This is a genomic window from Actinomadura darangshiensis, assembly GCF_004349235.1.
Classification (GTDB): domain Bacteria; phylum Actinomycetota; class Actinomycetes; order Streptosporangiales; family Streptosporangiaceae; genus Spirillospora; species Spirillospora darangshiensis.
The window spans coordinates 58,373-74,439 of record NZ_SMKY01000001.1 but is presented as its reverse complement, the minus strand read 5'-3'; the positions used below and the strand labels follow the sequence as shown (position 1 = coordinate 74,439).

At 69.2% G+C, this 16,067-nt stretch carries 17 protein-coding genes; 9 read left to right on the top strand and 8 right to left on the bottom strand.

The window, feature by feature from the left end:
• Positions 1 to 118 precede the first annotated feature (118 nt).
• Positions 119 to 2,149, top strand: a complete 2,031-nt coding sequence (locus E1293_RS00370; protein WP_132192510.1) for a protein kinase domain-containing protein — start codon at positions 119 to 121, stop codon at positions 2,147 to 2,149.
• A gap of 30 nt (positions 2,150 to 2,179) precedes the next feature.
• Positions 2,180 to 4,384, top strand: coding sequence for a serine/threonine-protein kinase (locus E1293_RS00365; protein WP_132192508.1), 2,205 nt, complete (start codon positions 2,180 to 2,182; stop codon positions 4,382 to 4,384).
• 89 nt (positions 4,385 to 4,473) lie between these two features.
• Here the strand turns inward: E1293_RS00365 and E1293_RS00360 are convergent, their stop codons facing one another.
• From E1293_RS00360 to E1293_RS00345, 4 genes are read right to left on the bottom strand one after another with little or no spacing between them, the layout of a single operon-like run.
• Positions 4,474 to 5,094 carry a dihydrofolate reductase family protein gene (locus E1293_RS00360; RefSeq protein WP_132192506.1) on the bottom strand — a complete coding sequence of 207 codons (621 nt, stop codon included), beginning with the start codon at positions 5,092 to 5,094 and terminating at the stop codon, positions 4,474 to 4,476.
• Positions 5,094 to 5,600: an SRPBCC family protein gene (locus E1293_RS00355; protein ID WP_132192504.1), complete on the bottom strand. Its 507-nt coding sequence runs from the start codon at positions 5,598 to 5,600 to the stop codon at positions 5,094 to 5,096. Before E1293_RS00355 ends, E1293_RS00360 begins: the two co-directional genes overlap by 1 nt.
• Positions 5,597 to 5,947 (bottom strand): ArsR/SmtB family transcription factor, encoded by a 351-nt coding sequence (locus E1293_RS00350; protein WP_132192502.1) that lies wholly within the window; start codon positions 5,945 to 5,947, stop codon positions 5,597 to 5,599. Before E1293_RS00350 ends, E1293_RS00355 begins: the two co-directional genes overlap by 4 nt.
• A 50-nt stretch (positions 5,948 to 5,997) precedes the next feature.
• On the bottom strand, positions 5,998 to 6,636 hold the full coding sequence (locus E1293_RS00345) for a TetR/AcrR family transcriptional regulator (protein WP_132192500.1): 639 nt from the start codon (positions 6,634 to 6,636) through the stop codon (positions 5,998 to 6,000).
• Between the two features lie 160 nt (positions 6,637 to 6,796).
• Between E1293_RS00345 and E1293_RS00340 the strand changes: the two genes are divergently transcribed.
• The 7 genes from E1293_RS00340 to E1293_RS00310 all read left to right on the top strand — a co-directional run bounded on the left by E1293_RS00340 (position 6,797) and on the right by E1293_RS00310 (position 11,529).
• Entirely contained in the window at positions 6,797 to 7,426 is a 630-nt protein-coding gene (locus E1293_RS00340; RefSeq protein ID WP_132192498.1) for an MSMEG_1061 family FMN-dependent PPOX-type flavoprotein, read from the top strand.
• A gap of 12 nt (positions 7,427 to 7,438) precedes the next feature.
• Complete coding sequence (locus E1293_RS00335; protein ID WP_132192496.1) at positions 7,439 to 8,347, top strand: PDR/VanB family oxidoreductase; 909 nt, start codon at positions 7,439 to 7,441, stop codon at positions 8,345 to 8,347.
• Positions 8,348 to 8,547: 200 nt separating this feature from the next.
• A complete protein-coding gene (locus E1293_RS00330; RefSeq protein WP_132192494.1) occupies positions 8,548 to 9,441 on the top strand; it encodes an NAD(P)H-binding protein in 894 nt (297 codons plus the stop codon).
• Between the two features lie 36 nt (positions 9,442 to 9,477).
• The gene (locus E1293_RS00325; RefSeq protein ID WP_132192492.1) at positions 9,478 to 9,843 is read left to right on the top strand and encodes a darcynin family protein; all 366 of its coding nucleotides are present in this window, start codon (positions 9,478 to 9,480) and stop codon (positions 9,841 to 9,843) included.
• 37 nt (positions 9,844 to 9,880) lie between these two features.
• Positions 9,881 to 10,141, top strand: coding sequence for a hypothetical protein (locus E1293_RS48440; RefSeq protein ID WP_207938589.1), 261 nt, complete (start codon positions 9,881 to 9,883; stop codon positions 10,139 to 10,141).
• 405 nt (positions 10,142 to 10,546) lie between these two features.
• Positions 10,547 to 11,038, top strand: coding sequence for a hypothetical protein (locus E1293_RS00315; protein ID WP_132192490.1), 492 nt, complete (start codon positions 10,547 to 10,549; stop codon positions 11,036 to 11,038).
• 149 nt (positions 11,039 to 11,187) lie between these two features.
• Positions 11,188 to 11,529 carry a VOC family protein gene (locus tag E1293_RS00310; protein WP_207938588.1) on the top strand — a complete coding sequence of 114 codons (342 nt, stop codon included), beginning with the start codon at positions 11,188 to 11,190 and terminating at the stop codon, positions 11,527 to 11,529.
• A gap of 682 nt (positions 11,530 to 12,211) precedes the next feature.
• Here the strand turns inward: E1293_RS00310 and E1293_RS00305 are convergent.
• The 4 genes from E1293_RS00305 to E1293_RS00285 form a co-directional block, all read right to left on the bottom strand.
• Positions 12,212 to 12,613, bottom strand: coding sequence for an SCO4402 family protein (locus E1293_RS00305; protein WP_132192488.1), 402 nt, complete (start codon positions 12,611 to 12,613; stop codon positions 12,212 to 12,214).
• Positions 12,598 to 13,434, bottom strand: a complete 837-nt coding sequence (locus tag E1293_RS48435; protein ID WP_207938587.1) for a hypothetical protein — start codon at positions 13,432 to 13,434, stop codon at positions 12,598 to 12,600. Before E1293_RS48435 ends, E1293_RS00305 begins: the two co-directional genes overlap by 16 nt.
• Positions 13,435 to 14,140: 706 nt before the next feature.
• A complete protein-coding gene (locus E1293_RS00295) occupies positions 14,141 to 14,797 on the bottom strand; it encodes a hypothetical protein (protein WP_132192486.1) in 657 nt (218 codons plus the stop codon).
• Between the two features lie 746 nt (positions 14,798 to 15,543).
• A complete protein-coding gene (locus E1293_RS00285) occupies positions 15,544 to 16,065 on the bottom strand; it encodes a hypothetical protein (RefSeq protein ID WP_132192484.1) in 522 nt (173 codons plus the stop codon).
• Positions 16,066 to 16,067 lie beyond the last annotated feature (2 nt).

Genomic DNA, 16,067 nt, shown 5'->3' with positions numbered 1-16,067 from the left:
CGAGGAAGCGTACATTTCCGTTCTCGATCATGGAAGCCGTTCCCAGCGGCGGGGCGTTTTCATGTTGTTATGACCCGTGAACCGTTTCGGGGCGTCGTATCACTCACGAGATCCATGAGTGAGCGAGGAGACGATGGCCCCCTTGGAACCGGAGGACCCGCGGGAGGTCGGCGGGTACCGGCTGCTGGGACGCCTGGGTGCAGGCGGTATGGGCCAGGTGTTCCTCGGTCGCTCCGCGTCGGGCCTGACGGTCGCCGTCAAGGTGATCCACGCCCGGTACGCCGATGATCCGAAGTTCCGGGCCCGGTTCCGCCGGGAGGTCGGCACGGCGCGCGCGGTCAGCGGGGCGTTCACCGCGTCGGTGATCGACGCCGACGCCGACGCGTCGAGCCCGTGGCTGGTCACCACGTTCCTGGAGGGCAGGCCGCTGAACGAGGCGGTCGCCGAGCACGGGCCGCTGCCGCCGCCCGCCGTGGCGGCGCTGGGCGCCGGGCTCGCCGAGGCGCTGATCTCGATCCACCGCGCGGGGATCGTGCACCGCGACCTCAAACCGCACAACGTCATGCTCAGCCCGGACGGCCCGCGTGTCATCGACTTCGGGATCGCACATGCCGAGGACATCAGCGCCATCACCCGCACGGGCGCGGTCATCGGCTCGCCCGGCTACATGTCGCCGGAGCAGGCGCGCGGGAACGGCACCGGGCCGCCGGGGGACGTCTTCTCGCTGGGCGCGGTGCTGGCGTTCGCCGCGACCGGCACGGGGCCGTTCGGGCGGGCACAGATGCAGATCATGGTGTACCGGGTCGTGCACGAGGAGCCCGATCTCGGCGGCGTCACCGATCCCCGGCTGCGTTCGATCATCGCCGCCTGCCTGGACAAGGACCCGTCGCGGCGGCCCGCTCCACGGCTGCTGCTGCACTGGCTCGGGACGGCCGCCCCGCAGGGCGTGGCGTGGCTGCCGCCGCCGATGGCCGCGAGCATCGCGCAGGCCACCACCCAGGTCGCGGTGGGGAGGAAGCCCATCGGCCGCCGCGTCCTGCTCTCCGGCGGCGCCGGGGCGGTCGCTCTCGCGGCCACCGGAGCCGTGGCCGCCGCCGTCCTGGACGCCCCGGAGAAGGCGAAGGCGCCGGACGGACGGCTCGTCCGGACGTTCGCGACCGGCGGCGCGGTCGCCGCCGACCCGATCCTCGCCGATGCAGGCCGCCGGGTCATCGTCGGCAGCGACTCGGGTCGGCTCGTCGCGTTCGACACCCGGAACGGGAGCCAGATCTGGAGCTACCCGGAGAAGGCGGACCGGCAGGCGCCCTTCAAAGCCGCGCCCGCCGGGACGGGGCCGGCCTTGTACGCCGTCAGCGGCGACGGAAGGCTGCACGCCGTGGACGCGGCCTCGGGACGCGGGCTGTGGACGACCACGCACACCGACCATGTCACCGGCACCGTCCCGGTGCTCGGCGACCGCCTCATCTTCGTCCTCACCGGGAGCACGGCAGAGAACAAGGCCGTGAACGTCTACGACCCAGAGGGCAGGCTGAAGGGGCAGATTCCGAACGTCATGGGCGCGCCCACCGCCGGCCGGAGTCACAGCGGCGAAGCGCTCGTCTATCTCTCCGTACTCGGAGGCGTGGCGGCCTACGACGCCGGTACGGGCAGGCTCAAGGAGCAGGCGTCGTCCCAGGCGCCGATCAGTTCCGTCCTACTCAAGGGCGGCAACGGGATCCTGTACGGGATCGACATCCAAGGACAGATCTGGGCGTACTCTCCGCGCGACAACAGCCAGATCTGGGGGCCCCGGCGCCCCGGCGGCTCCGACAAGGCGCTCCCAGCCGGGCTTCCTGAGATCAGTGGTTCCGAGGCTTACGTCACCGACAAGGACGGCTTCCTCTACGCCGTGGACGCCGACAGCGAGTGGACGGCGCCCAAATGGACATTCAGGGCCGACGCACCCTTCGACACCGCTCCCCGTTCTGACGGCAAGCTCGTCTACGCCGTGAGCACCGACGGCTACCTGCACGCCGTCAACCGGGTCGGCGGTAAAGAGGTGTGGCGCTTCCGCACCGCGGGCAACGGCAGGGCCCGTCCCGTGTTCCACGGCGACACCGTCTACGTGGGCGGCACGAACGGCCTCCACGCGATTCGCCCGCCCGCCTGACCGCCTGTTCCCCGACCGACTGGAGACCGGATGGAACCCCTGCACGCCGACGACCCGGCGGGCTTCGGCCCGTACCAGTTGCTGGCCCGCCTGGGCTCCGGCGGCATGGGCCGCGTCTACCTGGGCCGTTCCCCCAGCGGCCGGACGGTGGCCGTCAAGGTTGTGCACGCCGAGCTGGCGAACGAGCCGGACTTCCGCGCGCGGTTCCGCCGCGAGGTCACGGCGGCGAGCGCCGTCAGCGGCGCCTTCACCGCACCGGTCGTCGACGCCGACCCGGACGCGCCGAGCCCCTGGCTGGTCACGGCGTTCCTGCCGGGCCTGTCCCTGCAGGACGCGGTGGAACGGCACGGGCCGTTCCCGCCGGACTCCGTCGCCGCGCTCGGCGTCTCGCTGGCCGACGGGCTCGCGGCCGTGCACCGCGCCGGGGTCGTGCACCGCGACCTCAAGCCCTCGAACGTCCTGATCACACCGGACGGCCCGCGCCTCATCGACTTCGGCATCGCGCGCGCCGCCGACGGCAGCGCCATCACGCAGTCGGGGATGGTCGTGGGCTCTCCCGGGTTCATGCCGCCCGAACAGGCGGGCAGGCACGAGTCGGGGCCGCCCGGGGACGTGTACTCGCTGGGCGCGGTGCTGACGTTCGCCGCAACGGGATCCGGGCCGTTCGGCGAGGGCCCGATGCACGCGATGGTCTACCGCGTCCTGCACGAGAACCCCGATCTCGGGCGGGTGGCCGAGCCGCGGCTGCGCGCGGTCATCGGCGCCTGCCTGAACCGGGACCAGGCGGGGCGTCCCACGCTGCCCACCCTCGTGCACTGGCTCTCCCGGATCGTCCCCGAGGACACCTCGCCGCAGAGCACCGGATGGCTGCCCGCCACCGTCTCGGCGGAGATCGCCTCGCGCACGCAGCAGGTCCCCCAGGGGCCGGTCCGGCTGGCGGCCACCGTCCCGCCGGGTTCGCCCGCGCTCCAGGCTCCACCCGTCGGACGCCGCAGGGCCCTGGCCATCGGGCTGGCGCTGTCCGGAGCGGCCGGGCTGGCGGCCGCGGGCGGCGGCTGGTGGTTTCTGAACCGCGACAAGTACCGGTGGACGTGGGAGACCGAGTGGGGGGACATCGTCGACAGCCCGGTGGTCACGGGCGGCGTGGCGGTGATCGACCAGGTGTGGGACCGCAAGCACACCGTCTACGGGCTCGACACCGACACGGGCGAGGAGCGGTGGAAGAGCGAGATCGACGGCCCCGTCCTCGGTGTCGCCGGCGCCCAGGACGGCGCGATCTTCCTCTACGGCGGCGTGCGCCGGCTCATCGCCCTCAACGCGGCCGACGGGAAGGAGACCTGGCGGCTGCCCATCACGGAGGCCGGACGGGGCGTCGTCACCGGCAGCGGCCTGATCTTCATGCGGCGCGGCGACCCCGAGACGGGAGACCCCGGGATCGCCGCGATCTCCCTCGCCACCCGGGACGTGCGCTGGCACGTGCCCGCCGGGACCTCGGTGTTCCCCCCGCCCGCGTACGCGAACGGCGTCCTCTACTTCGCCGCCGACCGCACCCTCATCGCCATCGACGTCGCCACTGGAAAGCCCCGCTGGACCAGTCCCGGCAAGACCAAGCTCATCGGCACCCCCGTCGTGGCCGGGAACACGGTGTACGTCTCCAGCGAGGCCGCGCTCAACGCCCTGAACACCGCCGACGGAAAGCTGCGCTGGGCGTTCCCCAACACCGCTTCCAAGGGCGTCAGCTACGGCTGGATTCCGACCGTCACCGACCGGTTCGTGTTCATTCCGTCGACCGGCGGCGGCCTCAACGCCATCGACGTCGACACTTCAGCGCAGCAGGCCACGGCGCGCTGGACGTTCTCCACCGGCGGCGAAGTCGAACTCGGCCCGACCAAGCAGCATCTACTCTCGCCGGTGGTCCACGACGGCGTCGCGTGCGTCTTCAACGGACAGGACCGCCTGTCGGGCGTCGACCTCGCCGGCGGCCGCCGCCTGTGGGAGCACCGGGCCGCCGCCTTCCAGGACGAGCTACCGGTGATCGCCAAAGGCGGTGTGCACCTGGCCACCAAGGACGGCGTCCTGTCCGTGGAGCCGAAGTCCGGGAAGATCCTCAGCCGGACCGAAGGGCTCAAGACGGCCCGCCTGTCCGCGGTGGGCGACCGCCTCTACTTCGCCGGCGGTGACGCCGACCGCACCAAGCCCGACCGCGCCTGCGCCCTGGACCCGCCGACCCCCTGAGCCGGCGCGGTGCACCGCCTCCCCGAGGCGCGGTTCACCCGCGCCGCCCCTCGCGTCCCCTTGTCGCAGATAGGGCGTTCGTCGTGCGCCTACCGCTCCCGGACGGTGTAGGTCAGGTGCGTCACCCTCGGGGAGGGCTCCGCGCGGACCGGCTCCAGGGCCACGCGGCCCGCGTCCACACCCTCGAACAGGCGGATTCCGGAGCCGAACAGCACGGGCGACAGCGCGATCGAGAACTCGTCGACCAGGCCGGCGTTCACGTACTCCAGGATCGTGGCGCCGCCGCCCGCGATGCGGACGTCGCGGTCGCCGGCGGCCTCGCGGGCCTGGTCGAGCGCGGACCCGATGCCGTCGTTGACGAAGTGGAAGGTGGTTCCGCCCGGACGCTCCCAGGGGTCGCGCTTCTCGTGCGTCACGACGAAGACCGGCGTGTGGAACGGAGCATCGTCCGGCCATGCCTGCTCGCCGGCGTCGAACATGCGCTTGCCCATCACGCTCGCGCCGGTGCGCTCGAACGTCTCCCGCGCGATGTCGTTGTCGCGCCCCTCCTCGCCGCCTCCGCCGAGCTTCAGGTTCTCCCGGAAGAACCGCTGCGGGAAGATCCACGCCTGCAGTTCCATCCACTGCCGCCCCATCAAGTCCCCGAGGGACTCGGGCGCGATGAACCCGTCCAGCGACATCGACACGCTGAAGAACACCTTGCCGGCCATCAGCCCTCCGCTCCCTTCCGAACGGTCTCGGTGACGTAGGCGGCCAGGTTGCTCAGGGTCTGCCGGCCGCCCTCGATCGCGTGGTACTTCTCGACCGCCTCGTCGCGCAGTTCCTTGGTGGGGAACAGCGTGCGCATCTCGATCCGGGTCGCGGCGCCGTCGGGCGCGAACGTCAGGACCGACTCGAAGGCGTTCGGGTCGCCGCGGGACTCACCGTGCAGCAGTGCGATCCGCTCCGGCGGGGCGATCTCGGTCCAGGTGATCCACTCGGGGTAGTCCGTCCCGTCCGGTCCGTGCATCATGAAGTCCCACTCCCCGCCGACGCGGAACTCGAACGCCCGCGTCGTGGTGGTGAACCCCTCCGGTCCCCACCACTGCGACAGGTGCCGTACCTCGGTGAACGCCTCGAACACCAGCTCCCGCGAGGCATTGATGACCCGGGAGATGACGATCTCGCGGTCGGCCGTCGCGGATCGCGCCGGCGCTCCTCGTCCCGTCGTGCTCATCGGCTACTCCTCTTCCTGCTTTGCCTGCTGAGGTCCTGCACGTACGCGTCCAGCCGGTCGAAGCTCTCGTTCCAGAACCGCTCGAACCCGCCGGTCCACTCGTGGACCGGTCGCAGCCCGCGGGCGTCGAGGCCGTACAGGCGCTGCTTGCCCGCTTTGCGGTCGGACACCAGCCCGACCTCCCGGAGCACCCGCAGATGCTTGGACGCCCCCGGCTGGGTCATCCCCAGCTCCCGGGCCAACTCGGTCACCGGCCGCTCACCCGCCCGCAGCAGTGCCAGGATCTCGCGGCGCTGCGGCTCGGCGATGGCGTTGAAGACGTCCGACGTCGTCGCTGCTCGTGCCATGACCGCCATCATATACCCATATCGGAATGCGTAATCCCGGAACCGCTGCGTCAGTCGGTGGAACCGGTCGGCGCGGCCGTGAGGTAGCGGGTGAGCATGGCGACGAGCTCGTCCTCGAACCGGCGGGTGTCGACGGGGTCGGGGGCGGCGGCGAGCCGATGGACGACGAGCTCGATCGTGGCGACCACGAGCCGCGCCGCGGTGCGCGTGTCCTCGACCCGCACCTCGGGATGACGGTCGAACAGGGCCAGGGCGTAGTCGACGCGCGCCTGCTCGCGCTGGGAGATCCGCTCCTGCAGCTCGCGTGAGCGCGGCGCCTGCTCGAGCATGACGCGCAGCAGCTGCGGATCGTCGCGATGGTTGTCGATCGCGGCACGGACGAAGACGCGGATGATCTCCTCGATGGAGTCGGGCAGCCCTTCGTCCTGCCGGCGCCCGACCGCGGCCACGCCGGCGTCGAGGTGGCGGGTGAGCAGCTCGACGAGGATCGCGTCCTTGTTCGGATAGTACTGATACAGCGAGCCGATCGAGACGCATGCCCGCGCGGCGATCCGGTTCGTCGTCCCGGCGGCGTAGCCGTGCTCGGCGAAAATGTGAGCAGCCGCCGTGAGGATGCGCTCCCGGGTCAGCTCGGCGCGGACCTGGCGCGGCCGTTTGCGCGGCTTGAGCCGCCGCTCGTCCGATGTCATGAAACCTCCTGGCAGCCGACCGGGAAACGAGTAGCGCGACAAGCGAGTAATTGCTCATAATAGCACTGTCACCTGCGACGATATGGCGAGCGTCCGGCGCAGGGGGGCCGTGTCGTGTCGCCTGGCTCGCCGCCGCCCCGAGATCGAAAGGATCACTTTCGTGACCAATGTCCGCACGGGTTACCGGCGTGTACCGCTGGACGAGGTCCGCGCCCGGCTGGGTGAACCTGAACCCATGACCAAGGCGAAGATTCTCGATCGCATCGACGACCATTTCCGTCGCTTCATCGCCCATTCACCGTTCCTCGCGATGGCCACCGCGGACGCCGCGGGGCGCGCCGACAGCTCGCCGCGCGGCGACTACCCGGGATTCGTGAAGGTCATCGACGAGCACACCCTGGCGATTCCCGACCGGCCGGGCAACAGGATCGCCGACTCCTTCCGCAACCTCGCGGAGAACGACGGAATCGGACTGCTCTTCCTCATTCCCGGCCTGCGGGAGACGCTGCGCGTCAACGGGCGGGCCTACGCCACCGACGAGCCCGACGTGCTCGTACGGATGCGGACCGAGGCCAGGGAACCGGTCCTCGCACTGATCGTCGAGGTGGAGGAGGCGTATTTCCACTGCGGCCGCGCGCTCATTCGTTCCCGGCTGTGGGATCCCGCAAGCCGGCTCCTCGCCGACGAGCTCCCGTCGGCCGGCGAGATCGTCACCAGCCAGCTCGGGCTCGACGTCGATCCGGCAACGATCGACCGTGGCCTCGAGGTCGGCTACCGGAACCTTTACTAGAGGGACCCGCCCATGCAGCAGACGATCCTCGAACGCATCGACCGTGTCGCCCAGGGCGTCTTCTCCCTGGTCCTGAGGGGCGCGGACGGCCCGCTCGCGCCATGGGAACCCGGCGCGCACATCGACCTCCACCTGCCGAACTGGCTGGTCCGGCAGTACTCGCTGTGCGGGGACCCCGCCGACCGGGAGCGCTACCGGATCGCGGTCCGCGACGAGCCGCTCAGCCGGGGCGGTTCGGAGTACGTCCACCGCTTCTTGCGGCCGGGACGGCGGCTCGGGGTCTCGTCCCCCCGCAACCACTTCCCGCTCGAACCCGCGCCGGAGTACCTGTTCCTCGCCGGCGGGATCGGCATCACTCCCATCCTCCCGATGCTCCGGGCCGCAATCGCGGCGAAAGCCAAGGTGACGCTGATGTACGCCGGCAGGTCAACCGAGACCATGCCGTTCGTCGCGGAGCTGCACTCCGCCTACGGGGACCGGGCGCGCTTCATGGCCACAGGGGACCGGGGCAGGCCCGACCTCGCCGCACTGGCGGCGCAGTCGTCGTCCCGCGCGCTGGTCTACTGCTGCGGTCCCGCGTCCATGGTCGAGACGGCCGAGGCGGTGTTCCCCTCCGACCGGCTGCGCACCGAGCGCTTCCAGCCGACGGCCAGGACGTTCGCCCCCGACACGGCCTTCGAGGTCGTCTGCGCCCGATCGGGTCGGACGGTCGAGGTCCCTCCGGAGCAGTCGTTGCTGGACGCCCTCTCCTACGCCGGGCAACCCCTGGCATCGGCCTGCCGCGAAGGCGTCTGCGGCAGCTGCGAACTCGTCGTCCTCGACGGCGAGCCCGAGCACCGCGACGACATCGGCGCCGCGGAGGGCCGAATGTACCCCTGCGTCTCCCGTGCCCTGACGTCCCAGCTCGTCGTGGACCTCTGACACCAGCGGCGCCGACGACCGCCAACTGAGCGGCGACCCCGCTGCCCGTCAGGCCGTGGCGTCAAGGGCCGAATGCGGGCTGCTCACCAGCACAATTCCATTTCGGGCAATATCTCCTTGCTGAAGTTCCCATTGTGGCATCACCGCGACCCTCCGCAGGATGGAGACGTACCCACCCGACCCGAACCCTTTGAGGTTTCATGATCGTCATCACTGCTCCCACCGGGAACATCGGCCGCCACCTGCTCACCCGGCTCCTGGAGTCCGCCCCCGCCGCCGGTGAGGGGCTGCGGGTGATCGTGCGTGACCCCGCACGACTGCCGGAGGCGGCACGCGGACACATCGAAGTGGTCACCGGCTCGCACGGTGACGCCGAGGTGGTCGACAGGGCCTTCGAGGGCGCGGACGCCGTCTTCTGGCTCGTCCCCCCGGACGCCTCCCTGACCCCGCAGGACGCCTGGACCGGCTTCACACGCCCCGCCGCCAGGGCGCTCGCCGCCCACAAGGTCGGCCACGTCGTCGGCGTTTCCGCCCTCGGCCGCGGCACCCCGCCGGCCGGCCGCGCCGGCCTGGTCACCGCCTCCCTGGCCATGGACGACCTTCTGGCCGGCACCGGCGTCGCCTACCGGGCCCTGGCCTGCCCGTCCTTCTTCGAGAACATCCTGGAGGAGGCCGCCTCGATCCGCGACAAGGGCGTATTCGCCGACGCCGTCGACGCCGACCGCGAGGCGCCCCTGGTCGCCGTCGCCGACATCGCGGCCGCCGCCGCCGGCTTGTTGCTGGACCGCTCGTGGACGGGTACCGGCAGCGTTCCGGTCCTGGGACCGCGGGACCTGTCCCCCAACGACCTCGCCCGCATCATGACCGAGCAGCTCGGCCGCCCCGTCCGCTATGAACGCCAGTCGCTCGACGAACTGCGCGCCGACCTACTCGGCTACGGCCTCGACGAGGCGTTCGTCCAGGGCATCGTCGACATGAAGCGGGCCAAGGACGAGGGCCTCGATGCCGGCGTCGTCCGCACCCCGGACACCACCGGCCCCACCACCTTCGAGCACTGGTGCGCCCAGACCCTCAAGCCCGCCGTCCTGTCCTGAAGCAACAGATCACCCACCACTTGGGAGGCACCCATCATGCCCGTTGAGGAAACCGAACCGCCGGTCACCGCGTTCATGCTCGTCAAGACCACGCCCGAGTGGCTCGCACTGACCGTCCCAGAGCGGATCGACGCCTTCACCACCCAGGTCGTCCCCACGATCGAGGCCAGGACCGCCGGCGTCCGGTCACGCTTCTACGACACCGAGTTCTACTCCGCACGCGTCACCGACGTCTGGGTCTGGGAAGCCGACGATCACCACGCCTACCAGCTCCTCATCGACGCACTGCGCGAAACCCCGTTCTGGGACCGCTACTTCGAGATCGTCGACATCCTCGTCGGTACCGAGAACGGCTATGCCCGCAACTACCAAGTCGCCCCCGCTGCCACCATCAGCACCTGACACACCGCACCGCGTCGGTAAAGCGTGGCTGGGCTGGGTGATCTCCGCCCGCCCCGCGCACGTCGGCGAGGCGGGGCAGGAGTTCCTCGAACATGATGCGCATCTCCAGGCGGGCCAGGGCGTTGCCGAGGCGGAAATGGGGGCTGCCCTTGCCGAAGAAGATGTGGTCGTTCGGGGTGCGGGTGACGTCGAAGCGGTAGGGGTCGGTGAATACGGCCTCGTCGCGGTTCCCGGAGGCGAACCAGAGGACGACCTTGTCGCCCTGGTCGAAGGTCGCCGTCCATCGGGGTCTGGTTGACGAGGCGGCTGACGCAGGTCGGTGCCCTCGCCGCCGCGTCGACCGGCGGCGAGTTCGCGGCCGTACTCGAAGACCTCCAGCGAAGCGGGGCTGCGGATGCCAGGTCGCGGTACCGCTCGCTCTCCCCGCTGTGCAGCAGGACGTCGGCGGCGATCTCCTTCACGAAGTCGAACGTGCCCTTGGCGAGGGCCCGGTCGAGGGTGAGGGCGGTGAAGGTCGCGTAGCCGGCGACGGCGCGGGGCGCGAACTCGCGCTGCAATATGCGGCGGAGCGCCATGTGGCGGGGGCCGTCGGTCTCGGGGTTCCAGTGGACGGGCTCGGTGCGGCGCAGGACGTCGAACATCCGCCAGGGGGCCCGGCCTCGGCAGCGACGCGGTCCGCGACCACGTCGCCGCCATCTCAGCCGTGGACGGGACCCCGCTGGCCGACCCCGCGGCGGTCATCTTCGGCGTCGCCACCGAGTACGTCGGCGACTGGCTCGCGACGGTCATGAGCTGGCTCGTCCTGTCCAGCCTCTTCGGCACCGCTGCCGTCGCGGCGATCTCGCGGATCGTCATCCTGACGTTCCGGATCACCGACCGTGACCCGGTGCTGCACATGTTCTCCTGGTTCAGCGCCCTGGCGGCACTGGCGATCGTGCTGGTGGAACCCGACACGGGCAGTACCGGCGCCAGGCGGGGTGTGGAGCACCCTGATCGCACCGATCGTCGGCCTCGTGCTCGGGATGTACCTGCTCATGTCCCGCATGGGCTTGCTGGCCGGAACCGCGGCCGAGGGCGTCGATCCCGCGACCCACTCATGGGGCCTGTCGACGACCGATTGGCTCCTGGTCGCGCTCCCGTTCATCGCCCTCGCCGCCTCCTGGAACGCCAGTCACCCTGCCGGTCAGCCGACTGATGCCCGCCGGTTACCCTCCTCCATAGCCTCATCTTCATGAACACCACGAAGAAGTCTCCCGAGCGCTACCGGAACGCCGTCATCTCCCACGCGATGATCCGCGGTGCGAAGGAAGCCCTCGCCTTCTACGAGAAGGCGTTCGGCGTGAAGTGATCTTCCGCATCGACGCGCCCGACGGCACCCTCGGACACACCGAGATCGCCATCGAAGGGTCGGTGCTGATGCTGAGCGAAGCCCACCCGCCCTTCGTCGCGCCGGACGAGCACGGCTCCAGCGTCGTCCTGCACGTCTATGTCGACGACGTGGACGCGGTCGTCGCGCGCGCCGAGTCCGAAGGCGCCGAGATCATCGACCCGCCCGCCGACGCCCCCTTCGGCGCGCGCGTCGCGATCCTGCGCGACCCGTTCGGGCACACGTGGGTCTTCCTCACCCACATCGAGGACGTGCCCAACGACGTTCTCGAACGCCGCATGAACGCGCACTCCGACTGAGCGCGGTGAGCTGGAGGTTCAGATGAGCCGGGTCGGACTTGGCCTCCAGCAAGAACCCGTCCACTCCGGTGGCCGGCTCCAGCAGCCCGGCCCTGGGCTCGGGAACTCGGCCTGAAGATGACCTACTGCCCTCAAAAACAAATCATGGAGGCCCAGGTAATCCCAGACCCCCACATGTGCACATGGTTTGTGTCCGAGGGGCGACACGCCCGGACAGCACATGGCCCTGTGGGTGCCCGGTCAGCGAACCATATCTAATCCCGGTAGGGGCGTAATCGGCTGTGCACAGGATTCTACCTCGGCGGGCCTCATGTGCTCCCGGTGTTCGGGTATCTGGCTGTGAAAATCGTGAAGATGGGGCTTGAGATTCCTCGGACAGGGCTGGTCCTGTCTGCTATCGGAGGTCGTGAGTCCAGTTGTCGGCTTTGATCCTTTCGCGAACGAGAGGAAGTGTAATCCGGGGCGCTTCATCACGGAGTTGCCGGTCGTCTTCCTGAACGCCGACGACGAGCGCGCATGCTGCCTCATGGCCGGCAAGTGTGAACGCCGCTGGTAGACCGGAGAGGACAGCACACCGCGTTACGCGCGAAGGGCCCGGGTAGGCGGAACACCACCCAGGCCCCTGCGTGCGGTGGCGAGGGCGGCCCCGCCGTTCGGCTCAACGATCAGGCGACACGCTTACTCAGTGAATGATGCCGACAGCCTCCTGCGCCGCCATCACAACGGCACTCCATTCGGGCCGGGAGATCACTTGAGCGTCTTCGAGTTTGGTGGGCAAGGAGTCCAAGAGAGGATCTAGGACAGCGGTCAGACTTTCGATCGCCGCAGCCTCCGCCTCGCTCTCAAGCGTCACACCGATCTGAGCTCGCGGGTCCTCTGCGACCGAGGTGTCGTCGTAGAGGACGTTGACATTGTGGGTCAGGTCATCATAGAAGCCTGGCTGGGGGTAGGTGCGCTCCACCCAGACGCGACGCTGATACTCCGGATCCGAAAGCGCCTGTAGGGCCTCGATGACTGCACGACGCATGTCAGGGAACTGTACGACCACGAGATTGACCCTAGCAGCCATCACGGAGATTTCCAACTATCCCATTTTAGCCACTCCGACAAGGGGACATGGGCCTGATCCCAGTTCTCCTTGATGGACCCCTCCAATGGTTGCCCATTTCGGCCGACGACTTTTCCATTGACGCGAACAACGACATGGTCAACCTGTTGAGCAGGCTGGGGGTTGTTCGGATCCCCCTCGTCTATCCTGATTCCGTTCCCACGGTTCTCCGGGTCGGTCCAGCGGCGGCCGACACCCTTCTTGTTCGGACTGCCGTCCCCCCATTTATCTGGGACCTTATCGAGTGCCTCTGCGGGCGGCTTCTCATCGACCCATTTGCCACCCTCCGGCTCGGGCCGTTGCTCAGAGGACGACGGTGAGGGCGGGTCAAGGTTCTTGGAGTCGTCACTGTCGATCTTGTCGCCGGTGCTGCTGGCGTCGGTGTTGTCCTGAGGGGGCCGATCGTCGCGGTCGTCCTGCCCTCCCGTCTCGCCGATCTCGGGTTGGCCGACCCCGGATCCGCGGTCATCGTCCTCCCGCTCACCCTCGTCTTGACGCGGATCCTCTGGCTTTGCCTGGCCGGGTTCCTCCGCGCCGCTGTTGCCGCTCTGGGCCGGGCTGGTCTTGTCGCGACCATGCTCTTCGGGCGGCTGGGAACTGCCTTCGGTGTCGCCGGTCTCCGGCTTCTCCTTGGTCTTGGCGCCGGCTTCGGCTGACGGATCGGCGAGGGTCTTCGGCTTTTCGCTGGCAGGGGCGGAGGAGGACTCGTCGGATTGGCCCCCATGGTCGTCGCGCTTTCCGTTGCCGGCGTCCGGCCGCTCAGGGAACTTCCAGCCTGCTGCTCTGAGGCTGTCCATGCGGGGGGTTTTGCCGTCCGCTCCGGGTGTAGTGGACGGAGGCTCGCTGCCGCTGTCTGGTGGTGTGGGCTTGTCGGTGGTCTCGATGCCTTTGTCTGGCACACCAGGGGGCCTATCCACACCCACGCTCGCAGCCCTCCACTGGGGGGAAGGTGAACCGCGGCCCGCCGGACGGCTGGCCGCGCGTGTCCGTGACATGCGGGGTGAATGCCGGATTCACGCCGCCCCTATGTAAGCGTGCATGCGCGAACTTTGCACGTGCACGGTGCCGAGACCATAACACTCGCATGCGTTTCACAGTGTTTCGCCGGGCGAGGGCTTCGGACTCGTTCCAATTCGCTACCGTGACAGGACGAGCAACGGTTTGTATCGACCTTAATCAAGTAATTCGTTGCCGCTCGCCCATCAGAGCCTGGAGTGTGGAGATGGTGGTGTGCCGGCCGCCTGAGTCGGGTCACTCGTCGGCTTTGGAAGTAGCGGCGGTGAAGTTGAAAGATGGGCCAACTGGGTTGAGGGCCTACCTGGCAGAGTGAACCCTTTTCGTGCGCCCCGCAGAGCAGGGGGTGAAGCCGTGACGTAGCGGTGGATCTTGTGGTTCGTCAGCTCGTCGTCGCTCGCCGGTGGAAGTCCGGCCCGGGTAGCTGCCAGGAGGCCCGGTAGCAGGCTGGCGGTTTCGTCTGGAAACGGGCGGCGTCGAAGCCCGGCGTCAAAAGGCCCTTACAGGGGAGCGATGGCGCGGTCCGTAGCGTGAAGCAAAGCCTGCGGCGTCGTTAGGCCCGATGCCCACCAGGACCATGATGATCGCCAACCGCATCACGTAGATGAACGCCAGGATGCACGACAGGACGACAACCACCAGCGTGACGATCACGAAGAAGACCCCGCCGGTGTTGATCGACGCCTCGATGCCCTCGGCGAAGATCCGTCCAGCCTGGTCGAAGTCGATCTTGTCTGCGCCGCTCATGAAGATCGAATGGGCGAGCCCGTTGGCAAGCTGGATGCCGTAACCGATCAGGACGAGACTGGCGTTCAGCGCGATGAACGCGGCGACCAGCCGCACGATCGCCGGCCAGGGGGACGCGACTTCGGAAAGCGTCCGACCGGTCATCAGCAGCACCCCGGCGGGCATCTCCAGGAGCACGAAGCAGGTGTTGGCGATCGTGCGGGACGTCGCCCAGATCTGCTCGGCCTGGTTCATCGCCGACGATCCGATCTCAGGCGTGGCGAGCTGTGTATCGGCGAGGAACCCCAGCACCGGCTTGAGGGAGCTCTTGGCCAGCGACCGGAACCAGCCGGTGATCGCCTCCTTGGTGTGACAGCCCACGTCCACCCAGCCGCAGTCGTCCTCCTCCTGGGCTCTCACCAGAGTCACCGTCGGCATTGGGGTCGGGCGGGACCACGGCGGATACGGCGCTCGTGTGCTGGGCCGGTGAAGGAGCGTCAGCCGTGGCGTGCAAGACCAGGCTCAACACCGACGCACCCGCCAAAAGCGCGGCGGCGATCAGGGCGCGTCTCCGCCTGGCCTTGCCAATCCAGGCCCGCACAGTCAGGACCCGACGATGTACTTGAGGATCTGCACCAGGACCGGGGCGAGCGCAGCGATGCCGTAACGATGGCGGCATTGCGCAGCGTGCGCTTGCCTGCCTCGGCCTCACTGGGGTCGCCACCGGCCAGCAGGTACCGGACGCCGCAGGTTGGTGATGACCTGTTGAAGACGGCCCTCGCCCGCCGGGGCTGAGACGACGTGCGCCTCGGACGCTGCGGCCAGCGTCGCGGCGATCATCAGGCCGCACAGAAGGACATCCGCGCACCACAGCAGAACTGCGGCGGCGAGATGTCCCCGGCTCACCTCTGGCCGGCGGGACGGAAGCGGGACGGAAGAAGGTTGGACAACGGACCGACGCTCAACGGGCAGCCCTCCAGGCGTGCGACGAGGCAGAACAGCGGCGATGGCCACCGGGCGGAAGGTGAGAACCACGGGGTGAAGACGGGTCCGAGTGTCCTCCTTCGGCATGGGCACTCGGCGACGGTCGGACGGATGGGGACCCGGCGACCATCCGGCCCGGCCCGTCTTCAACCCCGGGTTGCTTCAGCTAGTAACTGGACAGCTCACACCCCGGTTTTGGACATCAGCGATGCGAAGTCGTCGCGAAGATCCCCGTCCCGCAGCGCGGCGACCAGACGCATTTCGTCACGGCGGCGGCGCTTCATGAACGCTTGGTAGTTGGTGCCGAGCCGTTCGGCGAGGGTGCCCGGGGCCATGCCCTCAAGCCGGGTCATGATGATGATCTCGGCCTCGTCCGCCGTGATCACGCCCTGCCGGACAGCCGAGTCGAGCAGCAGGTCCACGTGCCCGTCCGGCGACGCGGCGGGGGTGGTCTCCGCCAGCGTGCACGGGTCCACCGGGATCACCTGCATCCGCGCGCGGTAGGCACGCTCGACCGTCTTGGCCGACCGCGCCACCAGCCGCTGCGAGATCCAGGGCTCTTCCAGATCGACCTGGTGCAGCGTCTCGTGGAACTGCGGCAGCAGGTCTGCCGCGACACGGGAGGTACCCCCTCCGGGTTTGTTGTTCAGACGGCGCAGACGGTCGCGCACAACGGCCTTGAGCCCCGGCAGCGCGACGCCCACGC

Excerpts from the sequence above, each read along its gene's own strand:
- E1293_RS00330 (WP_132192494.1), top strand. The coding sequence starts at position 8,548 with ATGATCGTCATCACTGCTCCCACCGGGAACATCGGCCGCCACCTGCTC.
- E1293_RS00355 (WP_132192504.1), bottom strand. The coding sequence starts at position 5,600 with ATGAGCACGACGGGACGAGGAGCGCCGGCGCGATCCGCGACGGCCGAC.
- E1293_RS00345 (WP_132192500.1), bottom strand. The coding sequence starts at position 6,636 with ATGACATCGGACGAGCGGCGGCTCAAGCCGCGCAAACGGCCGCGCCAG.
- E1293_RS00335 (WP_132192496.1), top strand. The coding sequence starts at position 7,439 with ATGCAGCAGACGATCCTCGAACGCATCGACCGTGTCGCCCAGGGCGTC.
- E1293_RS00360 (WP_132192506.1), bottom strand. The coding sequence starts at position 5,094 with ATGGCCGGCAAGGTGTTCTTCAGCGTGTCGATGTCGCTGGACGGGTTC.
- E1293_RS48435 (WP_207938587.1), bottom strand. The coding sequence starts at position 13,434 with ATGGACAGCCTCAGAGCAGCAGGCTGGAAGTTCCCTGAGCGGCCGGAC.
- E1293_RS00325 (WP_132192492.1), top strand. The coding sequence starts at position 9,478 with ATGCCCGTTGAGGAAACCGAACCGCCGGTCACCGCGTTCATGCTCGTC.
- E1293_RS00365 (WP_132192508.1), top strand. The coding sequence starts at position 2,180 with ATGGAACCCCTGCACGCCGACGACCCGGCGGGCTTCGGCCCGTACCAG.
- E1293_RS00350 (WP_132192502.1), bottom strand. The coding sequence starts at position 5,947 with ATGGCACGAGCAGCGACGACGTCGGACGTCTTCAACGCCATCGCCGAG.